16 protein-coding genes are annotated in these 20,116 nt (G+C 48.6%); 12 read left to right on the forward strand and 4 right to left on the reverse strand.

Features of this window, described 5'->3' with window-relative positions:
* On the forward strand, positions 1–951 hold a 951-nt coding region (locus V6C93_RS36635; RefSeq protein ID WP_333481621.1), incomplete at its 5' end, for an NB-ARC domain-containing protein.
* A 151-nt stretch (positions 952–1,102) separates the two neighbouring features.
* Positions 1,103–2,590: a TldD/PmbA family protein gene (locus V6C93_RS36640; protein ID WP_333481622.1), complete on the forward strand. Its 1,488-nt coding sequence runs from the start codon at positions 1,103–1,105 to the stop codon at positions 2,588–2,590.
* A gap of 99 nt (positions 2,591–2,689) precedes the next feature.
* On the opposite strand, the gene V6C93_RS36645 is transcribed toward V6C93_RS36640, so the two are convergent.
* A complete protein-coding gene (locus V6C93_RS36645) occupies positions 2,690–2,887 on the reverse strand; it encodes a CP12 domain-containing protein (protein WP_333481623.1) in 198 nt (65 codons plus the stop codon).
* 149 nt (positions 2,888–3,036) lie between these two features.
* On the opposite strand from V6C93_RS36645, the gene V6C93_RS36650 reads away from it, so the two are divergent.
* The 4 genes from V6C93_RS36650 (at position 3,037) to V6C93_RS36665 (ending at position 8,207) form a co-directional block, all read left to right on the forward strand.
* The gene (locus V6C93_RS36650; protein ID WP_333481624.1) at positions 3,037–4,377 is read left to right on the forward strand and encodes a TldD/PmbA family protein; all 1,341 of its coding nucleotides are present in this window, start codon (positions 3,037–3,039) and stop codon (positions 4,375–4,377) included.
* Positions 4,378–4,812: 435 nt separating this feature from the next.
* Positions 4,813–6,300 carry an aminotransferase class I/II-fold pyridoxal phosphate-dependent enzyme gene (locus V6C93_RS36655; protein ID WP_333481625.1) on the forward strand — a complete coding sequence of 496 codons (1,488 nt, stop codon included), beginning with the start codon at positions 4,813–4,815 and terminating at the stop codon, positions 6,298–6,300.
* 144 nt (positions 6,301–6,444) lie between these two features.
* Positions 6,445–7,044 (forward strand): precorrin-6Y C5,15-methyltransferase subunit CbiT, encoded by a 600-nt coding sequence (cbiT, locus tag V6C93_RS36660; protein ID WP_333481626.1) that lies wholly within the window; start codon positions 6,445–6,447, stop codon positions 7,042–7,044.
* A gap of 257 nt (positions 7,045–7,301) precedes the next feature.
* Complete coding sequence (locus V6C93_RS36665) at positions 7,302–8,207, forward strand: phosphatidate cytidylyltransferase (protein ID WP_333481627.1); 906 nt, start codon at positions 7,302–7,304, stop codon at positions 8,205–8,207.
* 304 nt (positions 8,208–8,511) lie between these two features.
* On the opposite strand, the gene V6C93_RS36670 is transcribed toward V6C93_RS36665, so the two are convergent.
* Positions 8,512–10,833, reverse strand: a complete 2,322-nt coding sequence (locus tag V6C93_RS36670; protein WP_333481628.1) for a GumC family protein — start codon at positions 10,831–10,833, stop codon at positions 8,512–8,514.
* A 298-nt stretch (positions 10,834–11,131) separates the two neighbouring features.
* Positions 11,132–12,796, reverse strand: coding sequence for a polysaccharide biosynthesis/export family protein (locus V6C93_RS36675; protein WP_333481629.1), 1,665 nt, complete (start codon positions 12,794–12,796; stop codon positions 11,132–11,134).
* A gap of 182 nt (positions 12,797–12,978) precedes the next feature.
* Here V6C93_RS36675 and V6C93_RS36680 point away from each other — a divergent pair, with 182 nt between their 5' ends.
* From V6C93_RS36680 to V6C93_RS36705, 6 genes are all read left to right on the forward strand, one after another.
* Positions 12,979–14,703 carry an S-layer homology domain-containing protein gene (locus tag V6C93_RS36680; RefSeq protein ID WP_333481630.1) on the forward strand — a complete coding sequence of 575 codons (1,725 nt, stop codon included), beginning with the start codon at positions 12,979–12,981 and terminating at the stop codon, positions 14,701–14,703.
* Between the two features lie 23 nt (positions 14,704–14,726).
* Positions 14,727–15,347, forward strand: a complete 621-nt coding sequence (locus V6C93_RS36685; RefSeq protein ID WP_333481631.1) for a hypothetical protein — start codon at positions 14,727–14,729, stop codon at positions 15,345–15,347.
* Positions 15,348–15,408: 61 nt separating this feature from the next.
* Positions 15,409–15,555 (forward strand): hypothetical protein, encoded by a 147-nt coding sequence (locus V6C93_RS36690; protein WP_333481632.1) that lies wholly within the window; start codon positions 15,409–15,411, stop codon positions 15,553–15,555.
* A 255-nt stretch (positions 15,556–15,810) separates the two neighbouring features.
* Complete coding sequence (locus tag V6C93_RS36695) at positions 15,811–17,481, forward strand: hypothetical protein (protein WP_333481633.1); 1,671 nt, start codon at positions 15,811–15,813, stop codon at positions 17,479–17,481.
* A 25-nt stretch (positions 17,482–17,506) separates the two neighbouring features.
* Entirely contained in the window at positions 17,507–17,920 is a 414-nt protein-coding gene (locus tag V6C93_RS36700) for a hypothetical protein (protein ID WP_333481634.1), read from the forward strand.
* Between the two features lie 214 nt (positions 17,921–18,134).
* Positions 18,135–18,905, forward strand: a complete 771-nt coding sequence (locus V6C93_RS36705) for an FkbM family methyltransferase (RefSeq protein ID WP_333481635.1) — start codon at positions 18,135–18,137, stop codon at positions 18,903–18,905.
* 254 nt (positions 18,906–19,159) lie between these two features.
* Here V6C93_RS36705 and V6C93_RS36710 read toward each other — a convergent pair.
* The coding region (locus V6C93_RS36710; protein ID WP_333481636.1) for a glycosyltransferase family A protein at positions 19,160–20,116 on the reverse strand (957 nt) is incomplete at its 5' end.

Genomic DNA, 20,116 nt, shown 5'->3' on the forward strand with positions numbered 1-20,116 from the left:
GCTACCTTAGAACAATGGATTGTAGAGGAACGCTGCCGCCTAGTTACACTCTTAGGAATGAGCGGTATAGGCAAAACCAGTCTAGCCGTGCAGTTAGTAGAACGGATTAAGGATAATTTTGACTATGTAATTTGGCGAAACCTCCGCTATTCCCCACCCGCCGACACTCTTCAGAGAAACTTACTCCAATTTTTCTCTAACCAACAGGACAGCGAATTACCAACCAGCACTGATGAGCAACTCTCGCAACTGATGAACTATTTGCGAAAGTACCGCTGTCTGGTGATATTGGATAAGGTAGAGATGATTTTTAGTAGCGGACAGTGGGCGGGTTGCTACAAATCCGGCTATGAAGATTATGGTTCACTCTTCAGACGAGTTGGAAAATTACCCCATAATAGCTGCTTGGTTTTGAGCAGTTGGGAGCCACCTATGGAGATTGTGCCCTTGACAGGTGAAAATACACCAATCCGCTTATTTCCACTGAAGGGGTTGGGAGTAGCAGCGGATGACATTCTCAGAGAAAAAGGTTTAGTTGAAGAGGATTCATGGGCAGACTTGATTAATGCCTACCGAGGCAACCCTTTATATTTAAAAATAGTTGCCACAATGATTCAAAACTTATTTAATGGCAGAGCATCTGACTATTTGAAATATAATCCATTGTTATTGTGCGAAGAGTTAAAAGCTATATTAAATAAGCAGTGTCGGCGCTTATCAGATTTGGAAAAAGAGATGATGTCATGTATTGGTAGCCAAGTTGAGCCGGTTGCTACTGCCAAATTACTAGAGGATATACAAATATCTCCCTCAGAGTTATTCAGTGCTATTCAATCTCTGGAACGACGCTCATGGATTGAAAAGCAGGCACGGGATAATCAAACTGTTTTTACTCTCGCACCTGTGGTGAAACAGTATGTGAAAAGCCAATATTCCCGTGGTGATGTATAAGACGCGAAGACTTTGAGTTATAAACTTTAGCTTTTCAGATTCCCGAATTCTTGAAGAAGTCGGGGATCTAGGCGTTTAATTGCAGGATGTACAATGCCAAGTTAGCAATCAAGTCGTTAAAATACCTTATTAACTCTGCCAAAAACTTACTATGGTACAAGCCCCCGCACCGATTACCACGACTGACCTTGCTACATTAGCCATTGATGCGATCGCTCGTGCTGGATGCGAGTACGGGGATGTCCGTTTTTGCACATACCGCAACCAGAATCTTTATGCACGCGATCGCTCCCTCAGTCAACTGTCCGATAATGTCAGTTCTGGCTTTGGGGTGCGGGTTCTGTTAGATGGTGCTTGGGGATTCGCCGCTAGTCCCTATAAAACCCCAGCAGAAGTAGAACGAATTGTCGCTCTTGCCGTAGAAATTGCTAAAGGTAGTCGCCTCTCTCAGCAAACACGGGTGCGATTAGCGCCAGTTGAAGCCTACCGCGATACCTACATTACTCCTATTGAGATTGACCCTTTCACGGTGCCGATTACCGAGAAGGCTGAATTGTTGTTGCACCTGAATGAACAGTTGCTCAGTTATAGCGAGCACGGCATTAAAAAAGCTTACTCTTTCTTACGGTTCGCCCGCGAGGATAAAACCTTTGCCTCTACAGAAGGCTCCCTGATTCAGCAAACCATCTACCGCAGCTATCCTGGATTTGGCTGTACAGCGATCGCAAATGGTGATGCTCAAGAGCGCAATTACGAACGTCCCCCCCTAAACATTGGTTACGAGCATATCAATTCCGCAGACCTTTTGAGTCAGGTCGAACGAGTTGCCGAAGAAGCGATTGAAAAGGTGTACGCGCCCAAAGGCCCTTCTGGTATTCGCACCACCCTCATCCTCAAACCCACCAATCTATGGCTCACCATCCACGAATCTGTCGGACACCCCACAGAGCTGGATCGGGTGTATGGCTACGAATCTAACTTTGCGGGAACTAGCTTCGCCACTACCGATAAATTAGGCAAGCTCCAGTATGCAGCACCTTGGGTTAACTTCCGGGCTGATCGCACCCAGCCGGGGGGACGGGGTACGATGGGTTACGATGATGAAGGGGTGCCTGCACAAAGCTGGCATATTGTCAAGGATGGTCTTTTAGTAGACTATCTCACTGACCGCGAAACCGCCTATCGACTCGGTCGCCCCAGCAGCAATGGTAGTGCCTATGCCGATAGTTGGTCGAGTTTGCCAATGGTACGGATTCCCAATTTAGGATTGGAACCAGGGCCAGATGGGGGTAGCCACACTGCCACTCTCCAGGAGATGATTGCAGATACTGAGGACGGGATTTTAATTGATGGCGTTGGCAGCTTTTCGATTGACCAGCAGCGGCGTAACTTCCAATTTGGCGGCGATGCTTTCTGGAAGGTGGAAAAGGGCAAAGTGGTGGGGATGTTAAAGGATGTCACTTACCAGGCCATGACAACCGACTTTTGGAATAGCGTTGATGCGATTGGGCCAGCTTCAGAGTGGCAGCAGTGCGGCACTAATATTTGTGGTAAGGGTGAACCCATGCAACTTGCTCAGATGACCCATGCCTGCGTGCCGGTGCGGGTGCGCGATATTCAAATTGGCGGAGCATCGTAACTTAGTTAGCAAGTGTCCCCAATTAGGAATGCCCCGCAAGATACGATCGCGCCGCCTCCTACAACGTTATGCCGTCGTAGGAGGCACAGTGAAGATGCCTCAAAGGTCATAAACCTTACACTCAGATGCACTCGGATTCGCAGCGCAGTACTCCTTAAAAGAGCTGCTTTGTTCTTCGATAGGCGGATTAGCAACCCGATTATCCCGCTTTGCCGCGTCTGGGTTTGATTTTGAATTTTCCTGCTCGCGGACAGCACGATCAGACTCAATTTCATTCTGAATATTTTGTTGTGTCATGATTACCCCTATCAGGATTTCCTCAGTACAACTCCCATTAATAGGCTTTCTACCTCGTAGAATCGTCCTTCCCTTGGAGGAAAGAGTATCTATATTTGTTAACGAAATATAAATTACCAATTCGGATTGTTAACCTGAACCGTTGGAGGATGAGCGTGACCTTAGCTACCGCACCCACACTTCTGAGTGAAGACCGAGCCCTAGACTTGATTGAAACAGTTATCCAACAATCTGAAGCCGAAGGTGTCTTCGTCAGTCTCAGCGCTAACGAGTCGGCTCTCTCGCGCTTCTCGGAAAATCAGATGACGCAGAACCTCAGCCGGACTAAATTCAGCCTGAGCATTACTAGTTATTTCGGCAAGCGTAGTGCTTCTGCCTCAACGACGGAAGTAGAGCCAGAGGCGATTCTAGAGACTATCCGACGTTCGGAAGAACTAGCTCGGATTGCCCCAGAAGACCCAGAATGGGTGCCTTTACTCGAACCTCAGACTTATGAGTATAGGACTCCGGCGTTCGATGAACAAACTGCAACTTTCTCACCCTTGGCACGGGGAGAAAAGGTACAGCGAGTGTGTGCGATGAGTCATCAGGCTGGGGTTGAGGGGTCTGGTACGCTGAGTACATCTGCTGTCTTGCAGGCTGTAGGAAATTCGCGGGGATTAAGAGCTTGCGATCGCGGGACTAATGCAGATTTTAGCTTTACGGCTCGGATTGGAGATGGCTCTAGTTGGGGTCAACGTACCGCTTTTGCCGTAAACCAGTTACCCATAGAGTCAGTAACCGAACAGCTGATTCAGCGTGCCCTCAGTTCTCGCCAACCCCGTGAAGTCAGTCCTGGCAAGTATCCCGTAGTGTTCGATGGCGCGGCCTTTAAGGAGTTACTCGGTTGGGTGATGTGGAATTTGGACGCACGGGCGGCGGATGAGGGGCGATCGTTTATGTCCCACCCTGAGGAGGCAGGAAACCGCTTGGGTGAGCAACTCTTTAGCCCTTTAGTACAGGTGCAACGTAATCCAGCTCACCCTCTATTGCAGTTCAGTACGTTTTTTGGGGATGGGTTGAGTAATCGCTACTTAGAGGTAATTAAAGACGGTATTCCTCAAGCTTTATCCTATAGCCGCTACTGGGCACAGCAGCAGGACAAAGAGCCGACGGGGGCAATGTATCCAGTTGTAATGTCGGGTTCAGACCAAACTGTCGCTGACTTGATTGCTCAAACAGAGCGAGGAATTTTAGTTAACCGTGCTTGGTACGTGCGCTACGTCAATCCCAAGACACTGGAGGTGACGGGGATGACGCGGGATGGTACGTTTTGGATTGAGGATGGTCGAATTGCTTATCCAATTAAGAATTTACGTTTTAACCAATGTCTACCGGATATGTTAAGGGATGTGGATGCTCTCAGTAGCGTGCAGCGCTTCGGTAGCAGTGTGGTACCGGGGGTAAGGGTGAAGGAATTTAACTTCAGTAGCGTAACGGATAGTGTTTGACCAAAACAACTCAGAAATTCAAAAAAGGTAATACCTTCTTTTGTCGGAGTAGTCGAGATACGGGAGGATCAATCCTCCATGTCCATTTCGTCCACCGCGTAAAAGACGGTGGCTCTCAGCTTCTATGATGTTTTGCTAGACCTTAGTGCTCAAATCGAATAACACTTCCGAGCATTTGAATGATAATTATATATTTGGACAACGGGGTGCGATAGTGAACCCTACCCCCAGCAAAGGCGCGGTCAAGGGAAGGGGCAAATGATGAGCGATTGGCTCATGGGGAAAAAGCTGGAAACAGAATCCCCTGTACTTCAGGATGGAGGAACTTCAAAGTGATTGGCTCTCTATAGTCTGATGGGGGTGCTGTTGCTGTTTATCGCTGGAATGGGGAAGTGAGTAGTTCAACTTCCCTCAAGACTGCCAAATTTTTATAATATGCTAGACCAAACAAAAGCCCCTTTACTAAAAGCCCTACAAGAGAGCGCTCATAAACCCCATGCTCCCTTTTATGCGCCAGGACACAAGCGAGGACAGGGCATCCCGCAGCCCCTCGCAGATTTGTTGGGGTCGTCAGTGTTTCGGGCTGACTTGCCAGAATTGCCCGACTTGGATAACTTATTTGCTCCTGAAGGTGTGATCAAAGACGCACAAGAACTGGCAGCGGCGGCCTTTGGGGCAGACCACACTTACTTCCTCGTCAATGGTTCTACGGCTGGAGTCATGGCGGCTATTTTAGCCACCTGTAATCAAGGTGACAAAATTATCCTGCCGCGTAATATCCACCAATGTGCGATCGCGGGTTTGGTTCTTTCAGGTGCTATCCCCATTTTTATCAACCCTGAATACGACCCCCTAACAGGTCTGGCCTACAGCATCACCCCAGCTGCCGTTGCTACAGCCCTAAAGCGATATCCCGATGCCAAAGCGGTTATGATGCTCTATCCCACGTATCAGGGCGTTTGTGGCGATATACAAGCGATCGCGCAGCTAGCGCATCAACATAACATCCCCCTATTGGTAGATGAAGCTCATGGCCCTCACTTTGCCTTTCATCCCGATTTACCCCCCTCTGCTTTATCCGTGGGTGCTGACTTAACGGTGCAATCAACCCATAAAGTTCTCGGTGCGATGACTCAGGCATCCATGCTCCACGTTCAGGGTAACCGAGTTGATCGAGAACGATTGAGTAAATCCTTACAACTGGTGCAGTCTACAAGTCCCAGTTATCTACTCCTAGCCTCTCTAGATGCGGCGCGGCAACAAATGGCACTGCACGGGGAACAGTTGATGACCCGAACCTTGTATCTCGCTCAAGAGGCTAGAAGTAAAATTAGCCACATCTCTGGACTATCTGTTTTAGAGCCTGCCACTACTCCGGGCTTTTTTGCTCTTGACCGAACCCGACTCGTCGTCAGAATCTCGGAGTTAGGGTTGAGCGGGTTTGAAGCCGATGAAATTTTCCATCAACAACTCGGCGTCACGGCAGAGTTACCAACTCTTGAACATCTGACCTTTATTATCAGCTTGGGCAATACAGAAGCTGATATTCAGCAGTTAGTCCAAGCCTTCACCACCCTTACCCAGGAGCATTACCGTCCCAAGTGCATCACCCGTTTGCAGGAGGCCATCCAACAGTGGAAGGCTGAAATGCTGTTTGTTCATCCTTCCTCTTTTATCATTCATCCTGCACTCTCCCCGCGTGAAGCTTTCTTTGCCCCAACCGAAACGCTACCTGTAGACCAAACCCTAGACCGGATTAGTGCTGAGTGGGTCTGTCCCTATCCACCCGGTATCCCAGCCTTAATGCCAGGAGAAATGATTAATCCGGCTGCCATTGAATACCTGCAACAAGTTCTGATTTTAGGGGGTACCCTCACCGGTTGTAGCGATCCCAGCCTCAAGACTCTCAAAGTTGTTCGATAACTACTGTAGATCGCGTGTCAAAGGCTTGAAAGATGGCAAGTTGAAGGTTAGAAATTGAGCAAGTTGAACGTTGAAGGTTTGGATGAAACACCTACAACCTGCAACCTTCAACCTTCTAATCTGGAACCTTCAACTCTCTAATCAATGACCAAACTTTGGCCTTACGTGACTCCTGGCATTCCTGATGATTTATTTGAGCAGTTACCCGGTATTCCTCTGAGTCAGAGAGAGGTGCGATTGCTCTTAATTTCTGCCTTACGGATGCAATCAGACTCCTTGTTGTGGGATATCGGTGCGGGTACCGGCACGATTTCGGTAGAACTGGGATTACTCTGTCCCCAGGGGAGGATTATGGCGATCGAACGGGATGAGGAAGTGGCTGGACTGATTCGACGCAACTGCGATCGCTTCGGTGTGCAAAATGTCCAAGTCATTGAAGGGAGTGCCCCAGAATGTCTTAAAGACCTCGCTGGGCCGCCTCAACGCGTTTGTATTGAGGGGGGTCGCCAGATCAAGGAAATCCTGAAAGCAGTTTGGCGATGCTTACAACCCTCTGGGCGAGTTGTCGCCACAGCCAGTAGTCTAGAAAGTCTTTATGCCCTCTCCGAAGGCTTGGCTGAGTTACATGCGCGTAACATTGAGGTCGTTCAATCCGCCGTTAATCGCTTGGAGACACGAGGCAACCATCAAACTTTCGCCTCAGTGAATCCGATTTTTATACTGAGCGGAGAGAAGCTTGATTAGAGTGCCTTAGTGAGCTACGCTACATCAGACAGTTGGGGTCTGAAGAGCACTAGCTTTTGGGAATCAATTGAGCAAAACCCAAGCGAACCGTAGCGTTTTACATGGTCAACCAGATGGATGGCAGTTTAGCGCAAATTCGTTACATTAAGCAAAAATAGAGTGATTCTCTGGTGTGAGAGATGATGAATTTCCCGGCTCTATCCTACCCCTCTCCATAACGACAGTTGAAGCCAACTGTCTTTTATCCGAAGCGTCCTATGCCCTGGTCCCGAATTTTTAGTGGAATTGTTGCGATCGCCCTAGCCCTGGGGATGATTGTTCTTGGAGGATGGTACTTTACTCTCGGCTTCTGCATCATCGTCTATCTGGGTCTCTTGGAATATTTTCAACTGGTTCAGGCCAAGGGGATTGCGCCAGCGGCCAAAAGTACCATCGTTGTGAGTCTCTTGCTGCTGTTTACGTCTGCTGTTTCACCAACACTTACAGATGCCCTATTTCCTCTAGCAGGAACGTTTATCTGTTTCTACCTGCTATTCCAACCCAAGATGGCGTCCATTGCGGATATCGCCTCCTCCATTTTGGGCTTACTCTATGGTGGTTATCTACCCAGTTATTGGGTACGGCTGCGAGTGGGTTTAACTCAGATGTCATCCCTGCCCACTGATGCTGTAGCTAGCGCGACTAACCTACCCTTGAAGGGATACTGGCCTGAATCTTGGAGTGACCTGAGCGCCCTACCAGAGGCATTAACCGCAACTCTCCTAGCTTTTGGCTGTATTTGGGCCGCCGATATTGGAGCTTACTTTTTCGGCAAGTTTTTTGGTCGCACCAGTCTGTCTCATATTAGTCCCAAAAAGACAGTTGAAGGGGCAATTTTTGGCCTCTTCGGTAGCATCGCTGTCGCAACAGCTGGAGCTTGGTATCTCCACTGGCCTTGTTGGCAAATCAGTGGCATTATTTTGGGAACGCTAGTGGGGATTGCTAGCCTCTTAGGAGATTTAACCGAGTCAATGATGAAGCGAGATGCTGGGGTGAAAGATTCTGGGCAATTAATTCCTGGTCACGGGGGCATTCTAGATCGAACTGATAGCTATGTTTTTACTGCCCCCCTAGTCTATTATTTCGTCACTCTCTTACTGCCTTTATTACCACCGTTTTTGTAGGTTAGCTACAAGTTGCCTCCCTGACCGAACTTCATTATACGAGGATGTTACCCCGGTTATTCCATGCTTGAGATCATTTCCATTGGATCGGAATTATGCAAAAACCTTGGCGTCCCTCAGCGTCAATTTTTTCCCTTCTGCCCTCTGACTTGAAAGTAGGGAGTAGGGAATGGGAAATACCACCTTCATACATGGCTGTGAAATTTTCTCATCGGGACTGCCTTCTGCCTTCCACCAAAAAACGGATAGTTAACCCGGATTTGGTATTACCCGTCTTTAAGTCTTTAATTACGAATTAGGTTGACTAGCCCATCCTTTTTTGCAAAAGCTTTTTTGCCTTCATCACGTCTGACTCAGTTGCCGCATAGTAATGCTGATAGTGGTAGTAAGAGCCGCTTGTATAGCCCTTTACACCGTTAGCAACCACACCTAAAACAGTAGTGTTAGAAATTCTCAGTCGATCTAAGGCTTGCATCATGATTGACCGATCTGTTTTGCCCAATCCCCCAACGATGATCACGCCATCGGTGTGAGCTGCTAGAAGTTGACCATCAGCTAGTCCGAGTACTGGTGGTGTGTCATAAATCACTAGGTCAAAAACAGCGTGAAACTGCTCCATCAGATACTGCATCTTCTTAGAAGATAGGAGCCGGGTTGGGTCAGGGGGGTTCTGACCGGCAGTCAAAACATACAGGTGATCCCACATCGGTAATCGCTGGATGGCCTGTTTTGCCGTAAATCCAGTAGCAATCACATTACTCAGCCCAATTTGGTTCTCTAAACCCAATACTTTATGCACCTGAGGCAGCCGCAAGTCAGCATCGACCAGCAGTACCCGTTGACCCATTGCCGCCGCCGCTTGCGCGAGGTGAACGGAAATGGTGGATTTCCCATCTCCTGGGGTAGCTGAGCTAATCACCATCGAGTGAATGGGCGTATCGGTTCCAAGTAGGCGGATATTGGTGTGCAGAGAGCGAAACGCTTCTAGAAAGGGTGAGGCTTTGTACCATTGGGGCTGGCGACGATTTCTCTGCTTGGGTTGGGAGTCTTCGGGTTCTGGCATTTGGTTCGCAAGGTTTGCCAGTGGCGTCATTTGTTTGAGTTGTTTGCTGTAGGGAATTACTCCAATCAAGGGCAATTTGGTGCGGTCTTTTAGCTCATCGGGGGAGTGGAACACGTTGTCTAAGCGTTCAACCATTAAGGCAACTATCGTGCCCAATAATAGACCTGCGATCGCTCCTAAAAGTAGGTTCCGCTCATTATTAGGGGCAACTGGAAACTTCGGTACTTGAGGTTTCAAAATGATCTGCCAGGGCAGCGATTTTTGAGCGATTTCGATTTGCAGCCCCTCCCGGACGCCCAGAAAGCGGTCTAAGCTTTCCGTTGCCACATGCAGTTCTCGTTGTAAATCCGTGTATTGGCGAGCAATCACCGGCATTTGTTTGACTTGGAGATTTAAGACGTTTTCGGCTTGAGCGATCGCCTTTTGTCGCATTTGCAAAACTTGGATTTGGTTAGCAGCATCCACGAGTTGCTGTGAGAGTTGGTTACGAATCGAACTGGGTGAATCATTGGTGACGCCTGCCTGTTGTAGATTTGTCCCTAGCACTTTTTGGGATTCTTGTTCTAGCAGGGGGAGGAGATTGCGCTGTTGATTGCGCAGGGCAACAATGGTAGGGCTGTCTTCCGTAAAACGTGCTGACTCTTTGGCAATCTTGGCTTCAATTTCTTGCAGCTGGTTGAGTAGCTGTTGGTAGCGAGGGGCTTCACTCAGAGTAGTGGTTGCGATCGCGCGATCAGGTGACAACCCCAACTGTGAGGAGAGGGTTGCATACAGAGACTTGGTTTCTCGGAGCTTGATCTGCGTGTCCACTTGCTGTTGCTCGATCGTGTTCACACGCGTCGCTATCTGTTGGGCTTGACTCTCCGGATCGATAAGTTCGTTCCGTTGCCGAAAGGCTTGCAGCTCCCCTTGGAGTTTGTCTACGCGAAGGCGCAGTTGAGGCAGCTGGCTATCCACAAACTCAATTCCCTTTTTCAGGTTCATTTGCCGTTCTTGAAGCGAGTAGCGCAGATACCCTCTTGCCACCTCGTGTAAGACGGAGCGAACTTTTTTGGGGTCTGTGTCGCGGTAGCGAACTTCTAGAATTTTAGTTTCTGCAAGTCGGGCAATTTTGAGCTTAGTACTCGTAATCAGAGAGTCGTAACTGACGTCGGGATAGTGCTTTTGGATCTCCTGAAGAATTGGGCTCATCAAATTTGGGCTACGCAGCACCTGAATTTGTGTGTCGTAATCCAGAACGGAATAGGGAACATCGGTCACACCGGGGACTTGCGCCAGCTTGTTGAGCTTTCCACCCTCTGCTGTAACGGGCTCCACCAGTAGTTGGAAGTTACTTTCGTACTTTGGCTCCTGACGAAAACTCCAAAAACCAATTCCTGAACTGACAGCGATCGCTACCCCAGCGATCACTAGGGCGCGACGCCTGAACACTGTCAAGAGCTGGCGTAGATTCAGCTCGTCATCCTCTTTAGTCTCCGGAGGTTTAGTCGGGTAGATGAGCGGCATTGACGGCACGCGCTTGCCATTGCCGTTTGGTAGTAATGGATCTTGAATATTGCCCATCTCCATACTTGCCCCTGCCCTTATTTGTAAATTGAGCGCGATTGCCAAAAATCTGCTCGTTTATCTAAGTTCTATATCCAGTATGCCTAGGATACTACACTCATACTAGGCAGGTTGGGAATTAATGTTCCCAAACCTGCTTCCAAGGCTCCAGCCCACGAGCATTGCTAGCTAGCCGCCTTCGGCAATTGCCGATGATTAAGACTCCATAGACGTTCACAAAGGCATCGCAGCAACGAACGGTTGAACCCAACAGACCCACAAAGAAATTGCTACTGACCAAACACTCTAAACAGGTTTAAAAACCAAAAAGGTTGATCAACCCCAGAAAGTTGGTAACGGGTGACAAGATCGTGCTTAGGGTATCCCCAACGCTAGCGGCAGTAGAGCGCCGGACAATCACAACATCATTGTTGCGCAAGGTAGGATTACCTGCCTCATTAATGCCCTGAGCCAAATCCACTTCAACTTCCCGTTTGGAAACGGAGCCATTGGGGTTAAGGCGAATCAGATCAACCTTACTCTTCTTCGCACGAGTGTTAAATCCACCCGCCGCCAGTATGGCTTGATTCAAAGGCGTGTTGGGAGGTACGGGAATAGCACCTGCTCGGGTCACTTCCCCAACCACATTCACGACAATGGTGTTAGGAGAAATACTCGCTCCAGCTAATGCGGTTGCCTCAGCGGGGTCAATCGCCGTGGCGGTGGGAATCGTAATTGTGTCTCCATTTTGCAAGATCACGTCTTGAGAGATGTCGCCATCACGCAGAATATTCCATAAATTGACGTTAATCACTTTGGATTGGCCTGAGCGAGTCGGACGCCGGATGGTAACCGAGCGCACATCAGCCTGGGAGGTAATACCCCCAGCAACTTGAATCGCCTTGGTGATGGTCGGTGGACCACCAGCTGTCCCTCCTCCAGCCGCCGCTACCCCCGTTGTGGTACCTGTGATTGCGCCCGTTGCACCACCTGTCCCGGCTCCTCCACCCGTGATTTCATAAGGGCCAGGGCGGGCGATTTCTCCGACTATCGCGATATTGATCGGCTGAGCCTGTTTAGAGGCAAAGCTAGCATCTGCCAGAACCCGAGTCTCGCTAGGATTGATATCCGCAACAGTGGGGATAAACAAGGCGTCTCCATCTCTTAACGCCACGTCTTGAGAGATGTCGCCTTGGTTCAATAAGGCCCAGAGGTTAATCGTGTATGTCGTTGGCACATTGCGACGCCGGAGTTTAACCTCACCGACAGCCGCCGCTTGAGTAATACCACCCGCCAGAGTAATAACCTGGGTAACGGTGGGGAACTGCGTGGCGGCACCAGCGCCACCACCCCCCGCATTGGCGGTGTAAGTTCCTGGGCGATTGACTTCTCCAGCTACCGCAATTATCACAGGACGGGGTGTGACAAGTCCCACTGTAACTAGAGGGCGTCTCACATAGCGAGCATAGAGTTGAGAAATAGTTTCACTCGCTTGTTGAAGTGTTCTCCCCCGAACCGATACAGCACCAATGACGGGTAGATTGAGAGTGCCATCCACTAAAACAGGGAACTCACCACTGTATTCGGGAACATCAAAAACATCGACTTTGACGCGATCGCCAGATCCTAGGGTGTAGGGTGTTTCCGGAGGTAAGTTACTAAATCCAGAGGGCCGACTCCCAGGAGGAGCAGGGGGTGCCTCAGGTGATGAGGGAGGCGTCGAAAACGAGGGAAGTTGGGAGTCTCTATCCCCCGGTGCCGTAGGTACTGGCACGCTACTCGGATCAGGGATTTGGGGAATTTGCGAGTCCCTAGGAGCCGGTAAGGTGGGAAGTTGGGCGTGGCTAGGAGCCGGTACAGCCGTAGCAAACAAAGTGATCAAGGTTAAACTTGCGATCGCACTTTGCGTAGTGCCTCTGGCTCTTGGTTGCTTCAGGCGTCTCCTTATACCGCCACCTGTCATACCGATTGGACAAAACATCTCAAGGGGTCTTTTTGGGCTCACTTTCAAACAGTCTCGATTACACAAATTGTTGACTCTCTCTACATCAAGTCACTCTAATTTTGGAGAAAGTTCCGGAACATATAGTCATGACTTAAAATTGACTAACCTCGTGTACCTTTGAGGTATTAACTCAACTGCACGCATAGTAGGAAATGGTGATGAGGAAAGCCAGATGCACGGGTCGTTTCTATCAATTCAGCAAAAATCTACGCCTCTGGGCGCATATCTTAATCAGTTCTATCTTAAGCAGTACTATGCTATCCGCTGCGGCGGGTGTTGCCAATCCCACACCCCCATCTCCGGCTCAAAAAACCGCTAATGCTTCTTATGGCGGGTCTTTGGGACAATCTCTGCTAAAAAATATGCTGGGAGCCGATTCTCTTCGTCCCCAAACTCCTGGGACAGGTGTTACTACACCTAATGGCACCCAGCCGCCAAACCCTAGTATGGGGCAACAACCTTCAAGGGCTACCGCCGTGCAGCTGGCTCAAGCCAGAACCTTTCCTGATGTTCAAGGCCACTGGGCACAGACTTTTATTGAAACTCTGGCACAACGAGGTGTCATTTTGGGTTTTCCCGATGGGACGTTCCGGCCTGATGAGCCAGTAACACGCGCTCAGTTTGCGGCGATGATTCGTAAGGCTTTTCCCAGGGCAGCCAAACGAGCAGGAACTCAGTTTGTCGATGTCCCTGCCAATTACTGGGGGATAGAAGCCATTCAGACGGCTTATCGCACGGGATTTCTGGAAGGATACCCCAACAGTATCTTCCTTCCTGAACAAAATATTCCTCGTGTTCAGGTGTTGGTCTCTTTAGTTACCGGGCTTGAACTGTCTCCACCGGATCAAGTCGCAACCGTTTTAAGCAGCAGCTTTCAAGACGCTGCACAAATTCCTGAGTTTGCCCGTCCTAAGGTGGCGGCAGCAACGCTTAATCAACTCGTTGTCAATTATCCGAATGTTGCGCTCTTAAATCCCAATCAGAATGCAAGCCGTGCGGATGTGGCAGCCTTTATTTACCAGGCTTTAGTGAAAGAAGGCACTCTGCCCCCAATCAATCCCGGCGATATGGCGTCCCGCTACATCTTTGGCTACCAACCCCCAATCGCCCAGCAGCCTACTTCACCACCACCGACTGATCTGGCGGCTTTGAGACAACAGTATCGCCTCCCGGAAGCGCCTGTGTCGGAAATCACTCGGCGACTGTTTGGTGGCGGAACGAGTATTAGTACACCGACAGGGTTTGGTGCTCAGTGGCGTGACGCCTTTGTGGGCTTCGGCTATCAAGAACGAACCCGATTTTCGGATATTGATGATGGTGCTGTTACAGCGGGTTTTGGTTTGGGTGATGCGAGAAAGCTAGTGGCGGCAGAGGTTGCGGTCACCTCTTATTCCACCATCAGACAAGGTTTTGGAGAAAATGGTGGCGTTAGCTTTAAGGTTCACCGAACGTTTACCAATGACACGGGCGGTGACTTAGCCGTTGCTGTTGGCGTCGAGAATGCGATTGACTGGGGCAATACCGATGCGGGTAAGAGTGTTTATGGTGTTGTGACTAAAGTTCTCCCTCTCACTAAAGACCCAACCGATCCCTTAAGCTCTCTCACCGTCTCACTGGGGCTGGGTGGAGGTCGTTTCCGTTCAGAAGAGAAGATTAACAATAGAGAAGGTGGAACCAATGTGTTTGGTAGTGTTGCCCTAAAAGTGGCTGAACCGGTTAACTTGATTGCCGAATGGACAGGCCAAGATTTGAATTTGGGCGCTTCAATTTATCCAATCCCTGGTGTGCCACTCGTGATTACCCCAGCAGCCGCTGACGTAACCGGTAATGCTGGAGATGGTACCCGGTTCATCCTGGGTGTCGGTTACGGGATCAGGTTCTAAGTCATCCTTATCAAGGTAAAGTTATGAACATTAAACAGCTTGCTTTACATTTAGGCTTGGGTTTTGCCCTAGCGGTTTCTGGTGTGGTTTCTCAAACGCCACAAGCACAAGCGCAGTCGGGCAACCAGTCAGATATTACGGGCGTTATCATCACAACCAGTGATGTTGCGGGTGGTTTTAACTTCGGTGGTGGCGATCGCCGCAAACTCATCGCCTTCGCCAGCCCAGGGATTCAAACCGCTGTCAACAGTGCTGCTATTTCCATCAATCAGCAGTTACAGCAGCAAAGCTTGTCGATAGTCGCGACGGATGCTTCCCAGACGGGGATTTCCGTAACAGTGCAACAAACCTTGCTCGTTATCCTGACGAATACGACTAATGTGGATGCCAGTGTGCGGCAGTATGTAACCGGCCTGGTGAACGCTGGGGCAGATACGGAGCTCTCGCAGAACCTAGTACTTAGCTTGGTGGGATTGACGGCTAATGGTAAGGTCGAGGCGGCTCAGTGTCAAAGAGTGATTCGCTCCTACAACGTGTTTATTGAGAACAGCTCGATGCAGGTGTTCACCAATAATCCCGACGAACTACGGGCGATTCGTTCCATATTGGCCCAATTGCTGAATGCTGCTTATGCCAGCCGATAGCGATTCGTTGCATCGTCACAGTTGACTAGCTCTTCCTAGTTGTCGGTGAGCCAAGACGTGAGTGAATCAGGGAACTCAAGCATCGAAGGCAGGTCAAAGAAGTAGGAGTTATTGGCTTGCCGACTGGAAGCGTCGGTTAGTAAAACGTCGAGTCTGTACTCTTCAAACAGGCTGGACAGATATTCTATGCAACGCGATCGCACGTTAAGGTTACTCTAGCGGGATGCGATCAGCTTCGCTGGTGCCGAAGGCAATCGGGCACCAGCCGCTCCGCAGGAACTAGCACACTGCTCTTTTTCTTTTGCCTCAATTGCGCCGACTGCGTGAGCTCCGAGTAATTTTCTCTCTCTATCATCTATTGAGCATATCTTCGCATTTCTGTCAATATATAAAGTTTAATTTATCCTGATAATTATCACAGTTTCTGTAGAAGTGGACAGCATCTTTTATTAGGAGACTGTTTGTGTCAACAGAGCCTGTGACTCAATGTTGTCATCGAAATTTACTTTCGGATCATCGCTCTCATACGGATGAAGCCAAGCCAGAGCTGACGGATTTGCCGAACGCATCCGAACGTAGATGGGCTTCCTCCCTACGGCATGTTTCAAGTGTTGCGATGTATACCTTAGCCGCTTTTGCAGCTCAGGATTTCGCTCATCAAGCCTTAGCGACACCCGTACTAGACCCTGCCCAACAACCTCAACTGAAAGAGGCGGGCGAGCTGGCTGTTTCCGCTACAACTGAAGAAGCCGCGACAACACAAGCAAGACTCGCTCATAGCAAGAGCGCAGTTGCTTCGCCTGAATCCCTGAACATACAAGAATTCGCACCCGACGTTGTTCGAGCTTCAGACTCTCCCATCACTCCCTCTGACTCCGGTGAACAAGAAGCTGTTGTACCAACCCTGAAGAGTTCTACTCCTCCATCAATCCGCGCTAGCATTGCGCCTCCAGAAACTGAGGTGATGTTGGCGCGGACATCGGTTCAAAATGATTGGTCAACCAGGGGAGTGGGGACTGAGTCCAGTCAAAAGGATGAAAAGGTGCAGTTCTTGGAGCAGAGGGAGAGTTTGTCCTCTACTTCCCCATCCCCAATTCTCAATCCTCAACTAGGTTCAGCGATGAGTCTTGCGGCTGTACCGAGCAACAGTGCGCGAGATTTACAGGAAGTTCCGACATCGGATTCGGATCGGCCTGCGATTGGCCTCGCTACCGCCACTCCTACTCTCCAAGAGGCTGCAAAACCTCAACAGACTGGAGAAGTGATGGCACAAACCGTACCCAAATCATGCTGTCTCGCCTACACTCCAGCCTCGCCGCAAACTGGCAATTCTCAACAGATGGGGCAAGTGGTGGCACAGGCTACAACAACCGGATGCTGTGCTTCAGTTGAAACTCAGCGGCAGGCTAAAGACCTGCAAAATGAGCTGCGGGATTTGGAGAACGTTAAGGTTGAGGAAGGATTTCTGGCTTCACCAGCCCTGAGTATTTATATTCCCACTGGGTTTGGTGCGGATAACAATACCGGTTTTATCGGTGCGACGTTTCAGGAACGAACTCGATACAGTAACGTCAGCGATGGCGGTGCGGTAATTGGTGTTGGGTTGGGCGATGCACAAAAAGCGGTCGGTGTTGAGCTATCTTATACAGCCGCTAGCTTTGGCGGTAGTCGGGACTTTGGTGGTGGCGGTTTTAACGCCAAAGTGCACCGCCAACTCGGTGATGGCTTAGCCGTTGCCGCTGGCTGGAATGGCTTTGCTAATCTGGGCGGTCGTAATGACTTTGAAAACTCGATCTATGGTGTGGTGAGCAAAGTCTTCCGGACACGAGACGACATCAACTCGCCCTTTAGCCGAGTTGCGGTTACGGCGGGTGTCGGTAACGGACAATTCCGCACAGAGGATGCTGTAGCGAAAGATGAGGGTGGAATCGGTGTTTTTGGTAATGTTGCGGTTCGTGTTGCTCGACCTGTCAGTTTAATCGCGGAGTGGAGTGGACAAGACTTGGGATTTGGGCTTTCACTCGCGCCTTTTAAAAACATCCCCTTGGTGATCACACCTGCGGTGCGGGACGTTGTGGGTGCTGGAGATGGGCCTCGATTTGTCTTAGGCACTGGCTTGGCATTCAAGTTTTAAGTCACTCAAATAAGGAGTAAGAAACATGCTTAGAACAAAAATGATCGGTTGGGTTCTGTTGACTGCAATGCTGGGCAGTGGATTGTTCGCCATTCCTGCTAGCGCTGGCAACCCAGCGGCTGGTAACCAATCGGATATCACAGGAACCAACATCTGGAACAGCGTAGCACCCATCTTTAAAATGAATGGCAAACTCTCTCCGGAGATTCTTAGTACTGCCCGACGCCTTGCCCAAGAACTAGACGAAGCCTCTGCCCGCTGTGGTAACGCTTCTGCACCAATGGGACCACGCCGATTCGCTAGACGCCCAGGTCAAGTTGCTACCTGCCCAGATTGCCAACGGCTGAATCAATTGGTGGAGGAAACTAGAACCTTTTTAGCGGAGGTGAAACGTTCTCAGGCTCAACAGCGAAGCGCGAGTCGTAACCGTATCTGGTAGATTGGTACGTTAGACTTCTTGCAACAATAATTGGACGGGCAATACGCTCCATCCCACACGCTGTGAGCAAAATTATTATGGGGTAGGCATCCTGCCTGCCCCAAACTAAGAGCTAAAATGATTTTTGCAAGAGACGTTCATGAGCGTACCGCTCACACTCCAGAATGAAAGGAGACTTTCAAAACAGGTCTATTGTCCAAACACTTACCCCAACATGCAGCTGAGTTCTTTTAAAGTGTTAGTTAAGAATTTTTTCAAAGGAATATTTTTGTTTCTCGGTTTGAAGATAACTAGGCGTAATTCTGGATTATTATCAGCAAAAAATAAATTTGTTTATCAGTTTGAGCCTACAAAAGGAGATAAATTTAAATGGCTTCAATCTTTGAATATTAATACAGTTATTGATGTAGGCTCACATCAGGGAGAATTTGCTTCAGAGCTTTATAAAATCCTCCCTTTTGCTAAGTTTTACTGCTTTGAGCCTATACCTATTAATTTTATAGAACTCAAGTCTAACTTAAATTTTCATAATTTTGAATTGTTTAACTTGGCTGTGGGCGATCGCCAAGGTCAGCTGGAAATGTATCGCAACAGTTTTTCACCAAGTTCCTCGATTTTAAAGTGTTCAGAACTCCACCGAGAAACTTTTCCCTTTTCAGCCAGTGAACAAATAGAGTCTATTGAAATTAATACTCTTGACGAAATTTTTAAATTCATAGATTTAACAGATAAGATTTTATTAAAAATAGATGTCCAAGGTTATGAAGATAAAGTTATTTTGGGCGCTAAAAATATTTTGGATCGTATAAAGGTAGTTATTGTAGAAACTTCATTCTGTGAGTTATACGAAGGCCAATCTATGATTACCGATATCTATGAACTATTATCTAAACAGGGTTTTATCTACTCAGGTAGCTTGGAAGAGCTGAAAAGTCCGAGGGACGGTATCCCTCTTCAACAAGATAGCCTATTTATAAAAAAGTGAGCTTATTCTTGCCTCCATTATGTCTATAAAGGATGTATTTAAGGTAGACGCATAGCGGCTTGTTGTAATACCCTACTCCCGGCACAGAGAACATACACAAGAGGAAAGATATAGCAATTCTCATGCTTGTGATGTACAGTCAATTTTTCTCTCTTCTTTGTGTGACATGAAATAGCACAATTAGGATGTACATCATGAGTCCGAGAAACGCTATAAGTCGATTTACTATCTCCATAAAAGCTTGCAGACGAGTCCTAGGTTCCGGTTAAATTTAAAAAAAGATTGAGTCCCATCAGACGACGAACTAGCATTGGTAATCGGGGTCTTTTGACTACTCCAAAATACTCTCTTAGCCATTGAGATGCGATGGATAGCACTTGCTGCTCTACGTTCACTGATTTTTTTTTTCGTGCCATAAGATAGATTTGTGAGTAAGCGGTCATCAAATATTCACATTGCGCTGGTGTGTAAGAGATGTTTTTCTCTTGCAGGTATTGGCGATTGAGTTCAATGGCTGCGTTGACTCCTTCAAACAACTTTTCAGGGTTAGATACTTGGTTACGGCACTGGGGAGTGTGCAATCGATACACAGCTCCTTGGCTGTGTCCATAGGCAACTTGACATTGGTTGACTAATTTAAACCAAAACGCAACATCTTCTGCTAAATACTGATCAAGTTGTTCTGGCCAATAGCAATCAGCCGACAAGACAGAGCGTTTGACGATAGCAGCATGAGGAGCCCAGGGGGTAAATGCGATCGCAAAATCCCGTAGTGCCTGAATGGGTTGTCCCACACCCGTTGGTTGTCTGAGTGTTTTCATTGTTGGATTTTCATCCGTAAATTCCTGCCAAGAGCAAGCAATAATCTCAGCTTCTGGACTTTTATCTGCGGCTATTAACTGTTGTTCTAAGTGATTGGGTTCTAGCAAATCATCAGCATCTAGAAACTGAATCCATTCTCCTTGAGCGAAGTTGAGTCCATAATTTCGAGCGGCTCCTGGCCCCTGTTTAGGCGACTCCAAAAAACGAAGACGTGAATCCTGAAATTCCTGAGCTTTTAAGAAACTGCCGTCAGTTGAGCCATTCTCTACAATCAGCATTTCCCAGTCAGAATACGTTTGGGATAGGACTGACTGAATTGTGTCGCTAATGTATGCAATTTTATTATGCAGTGGAGTAATGATTGAGACGGTTGGCATTGAGGGATTCCA

Source organism: Allocoleopsis sp., from assembly GCF_036703385.1.
GTDB lineage: Bacteria > Cyanobacteriota > Cyanobacteriia > Cyanobacteriales > Coleofasciculaceae > Allocoleopsis.

What these genes read in the sequence shown, in the direction of transcription:
- V6C93_RS36640 (WP_333481622.1), top strand. Translation starts at nt 1,103, where the DNA reads ATGGTACAAGCCCCCGCACCGATTACCACGACTGACCTTGCTACATTA.
- V6C93_RS36645 (WP_333481623.1), bottom strand. Translation starts at nt 2,887, where the DNA reads ATGACACAACAAAATATTCAGAATGAAATTGAGTCTGATCGTGCTGTC.
- V6C93_RS36650 (WP_333481624.1), top strand. Translation starts at nt 3,037, where the DNA reads ATGAGCGTGACCTTAGCTACCGCACCCACACTTCTGAGTGAAGACCGA.
- V6C93_RS36655 (WP_333481625.1), top strand. Translation starts at nt 4,813, where the DNA reads ATGCTAGACCAAACAAAAGCCCCTTTACTAAAAGCCCTACAAGAGAGC.
- cbiT (WP_333481626.1), top strand. Translation starts at nt 6,445, where the DNA reads ATGACCAAACTTTGGCCTTACGTGACTCCTGGCATTCCTGATGATTTA.
- V6C93_RS36665 (WP_333481627.1), top strand. Translation starts at nt 7,302, where the DNA reads ATGCCCTGGTCCCGAATTTTTAGTGGAATTGTTGCGATCGCCCTAGCC.
- V6C93_RS36670 (WP_333481628.1), bottom strand. Translation starts at nt 10,833, where the DNA reads ATGGGCAATATTCAAGATCCATTACTACCAAACGGCAATGGCAAGCGC.
- V6C93_RS36675 (WP_333481629.1), bottom strand. Translation starts at nt 12,796, where the DNA reads ATGTTTTGTCCAATCGGTATGACAGGTGGCGGTATAAGGAGACGCCTG.
- V6C93_RS36680 (WP_333481630.1), top strand. Translation starts at nt 12,979, where the DNA reads ATGAGGAAAGCCAGATGCACGGGTCGTTTCTATCAATTCAGCAAAAAT.
- V6C93_RS36685 (WP_333481631.1), top strand. Translation starts at nt 14,727, where the DNA reads ATGAACATTAAACAGCTTGCTTTACATTTAGGCTTGGGTTTTGCCCTA.
- V6C93_RS36700 (WP_333481634.1), top strand. Translation starts at nt 17,507, where the DNA reads ATGCTTAGAACAAAAATGATCGGTTGGGTTCTGTTGACTGCAATGCTG.
- V6C93_RS36705 (WP_333481635.1), top strand. Translation starts at nt 18,135, where the DNA reads ATGCAGCTGAGTTCTTTTAAAGTGTTAGTTAAGAATTTTTTCAAAGGA.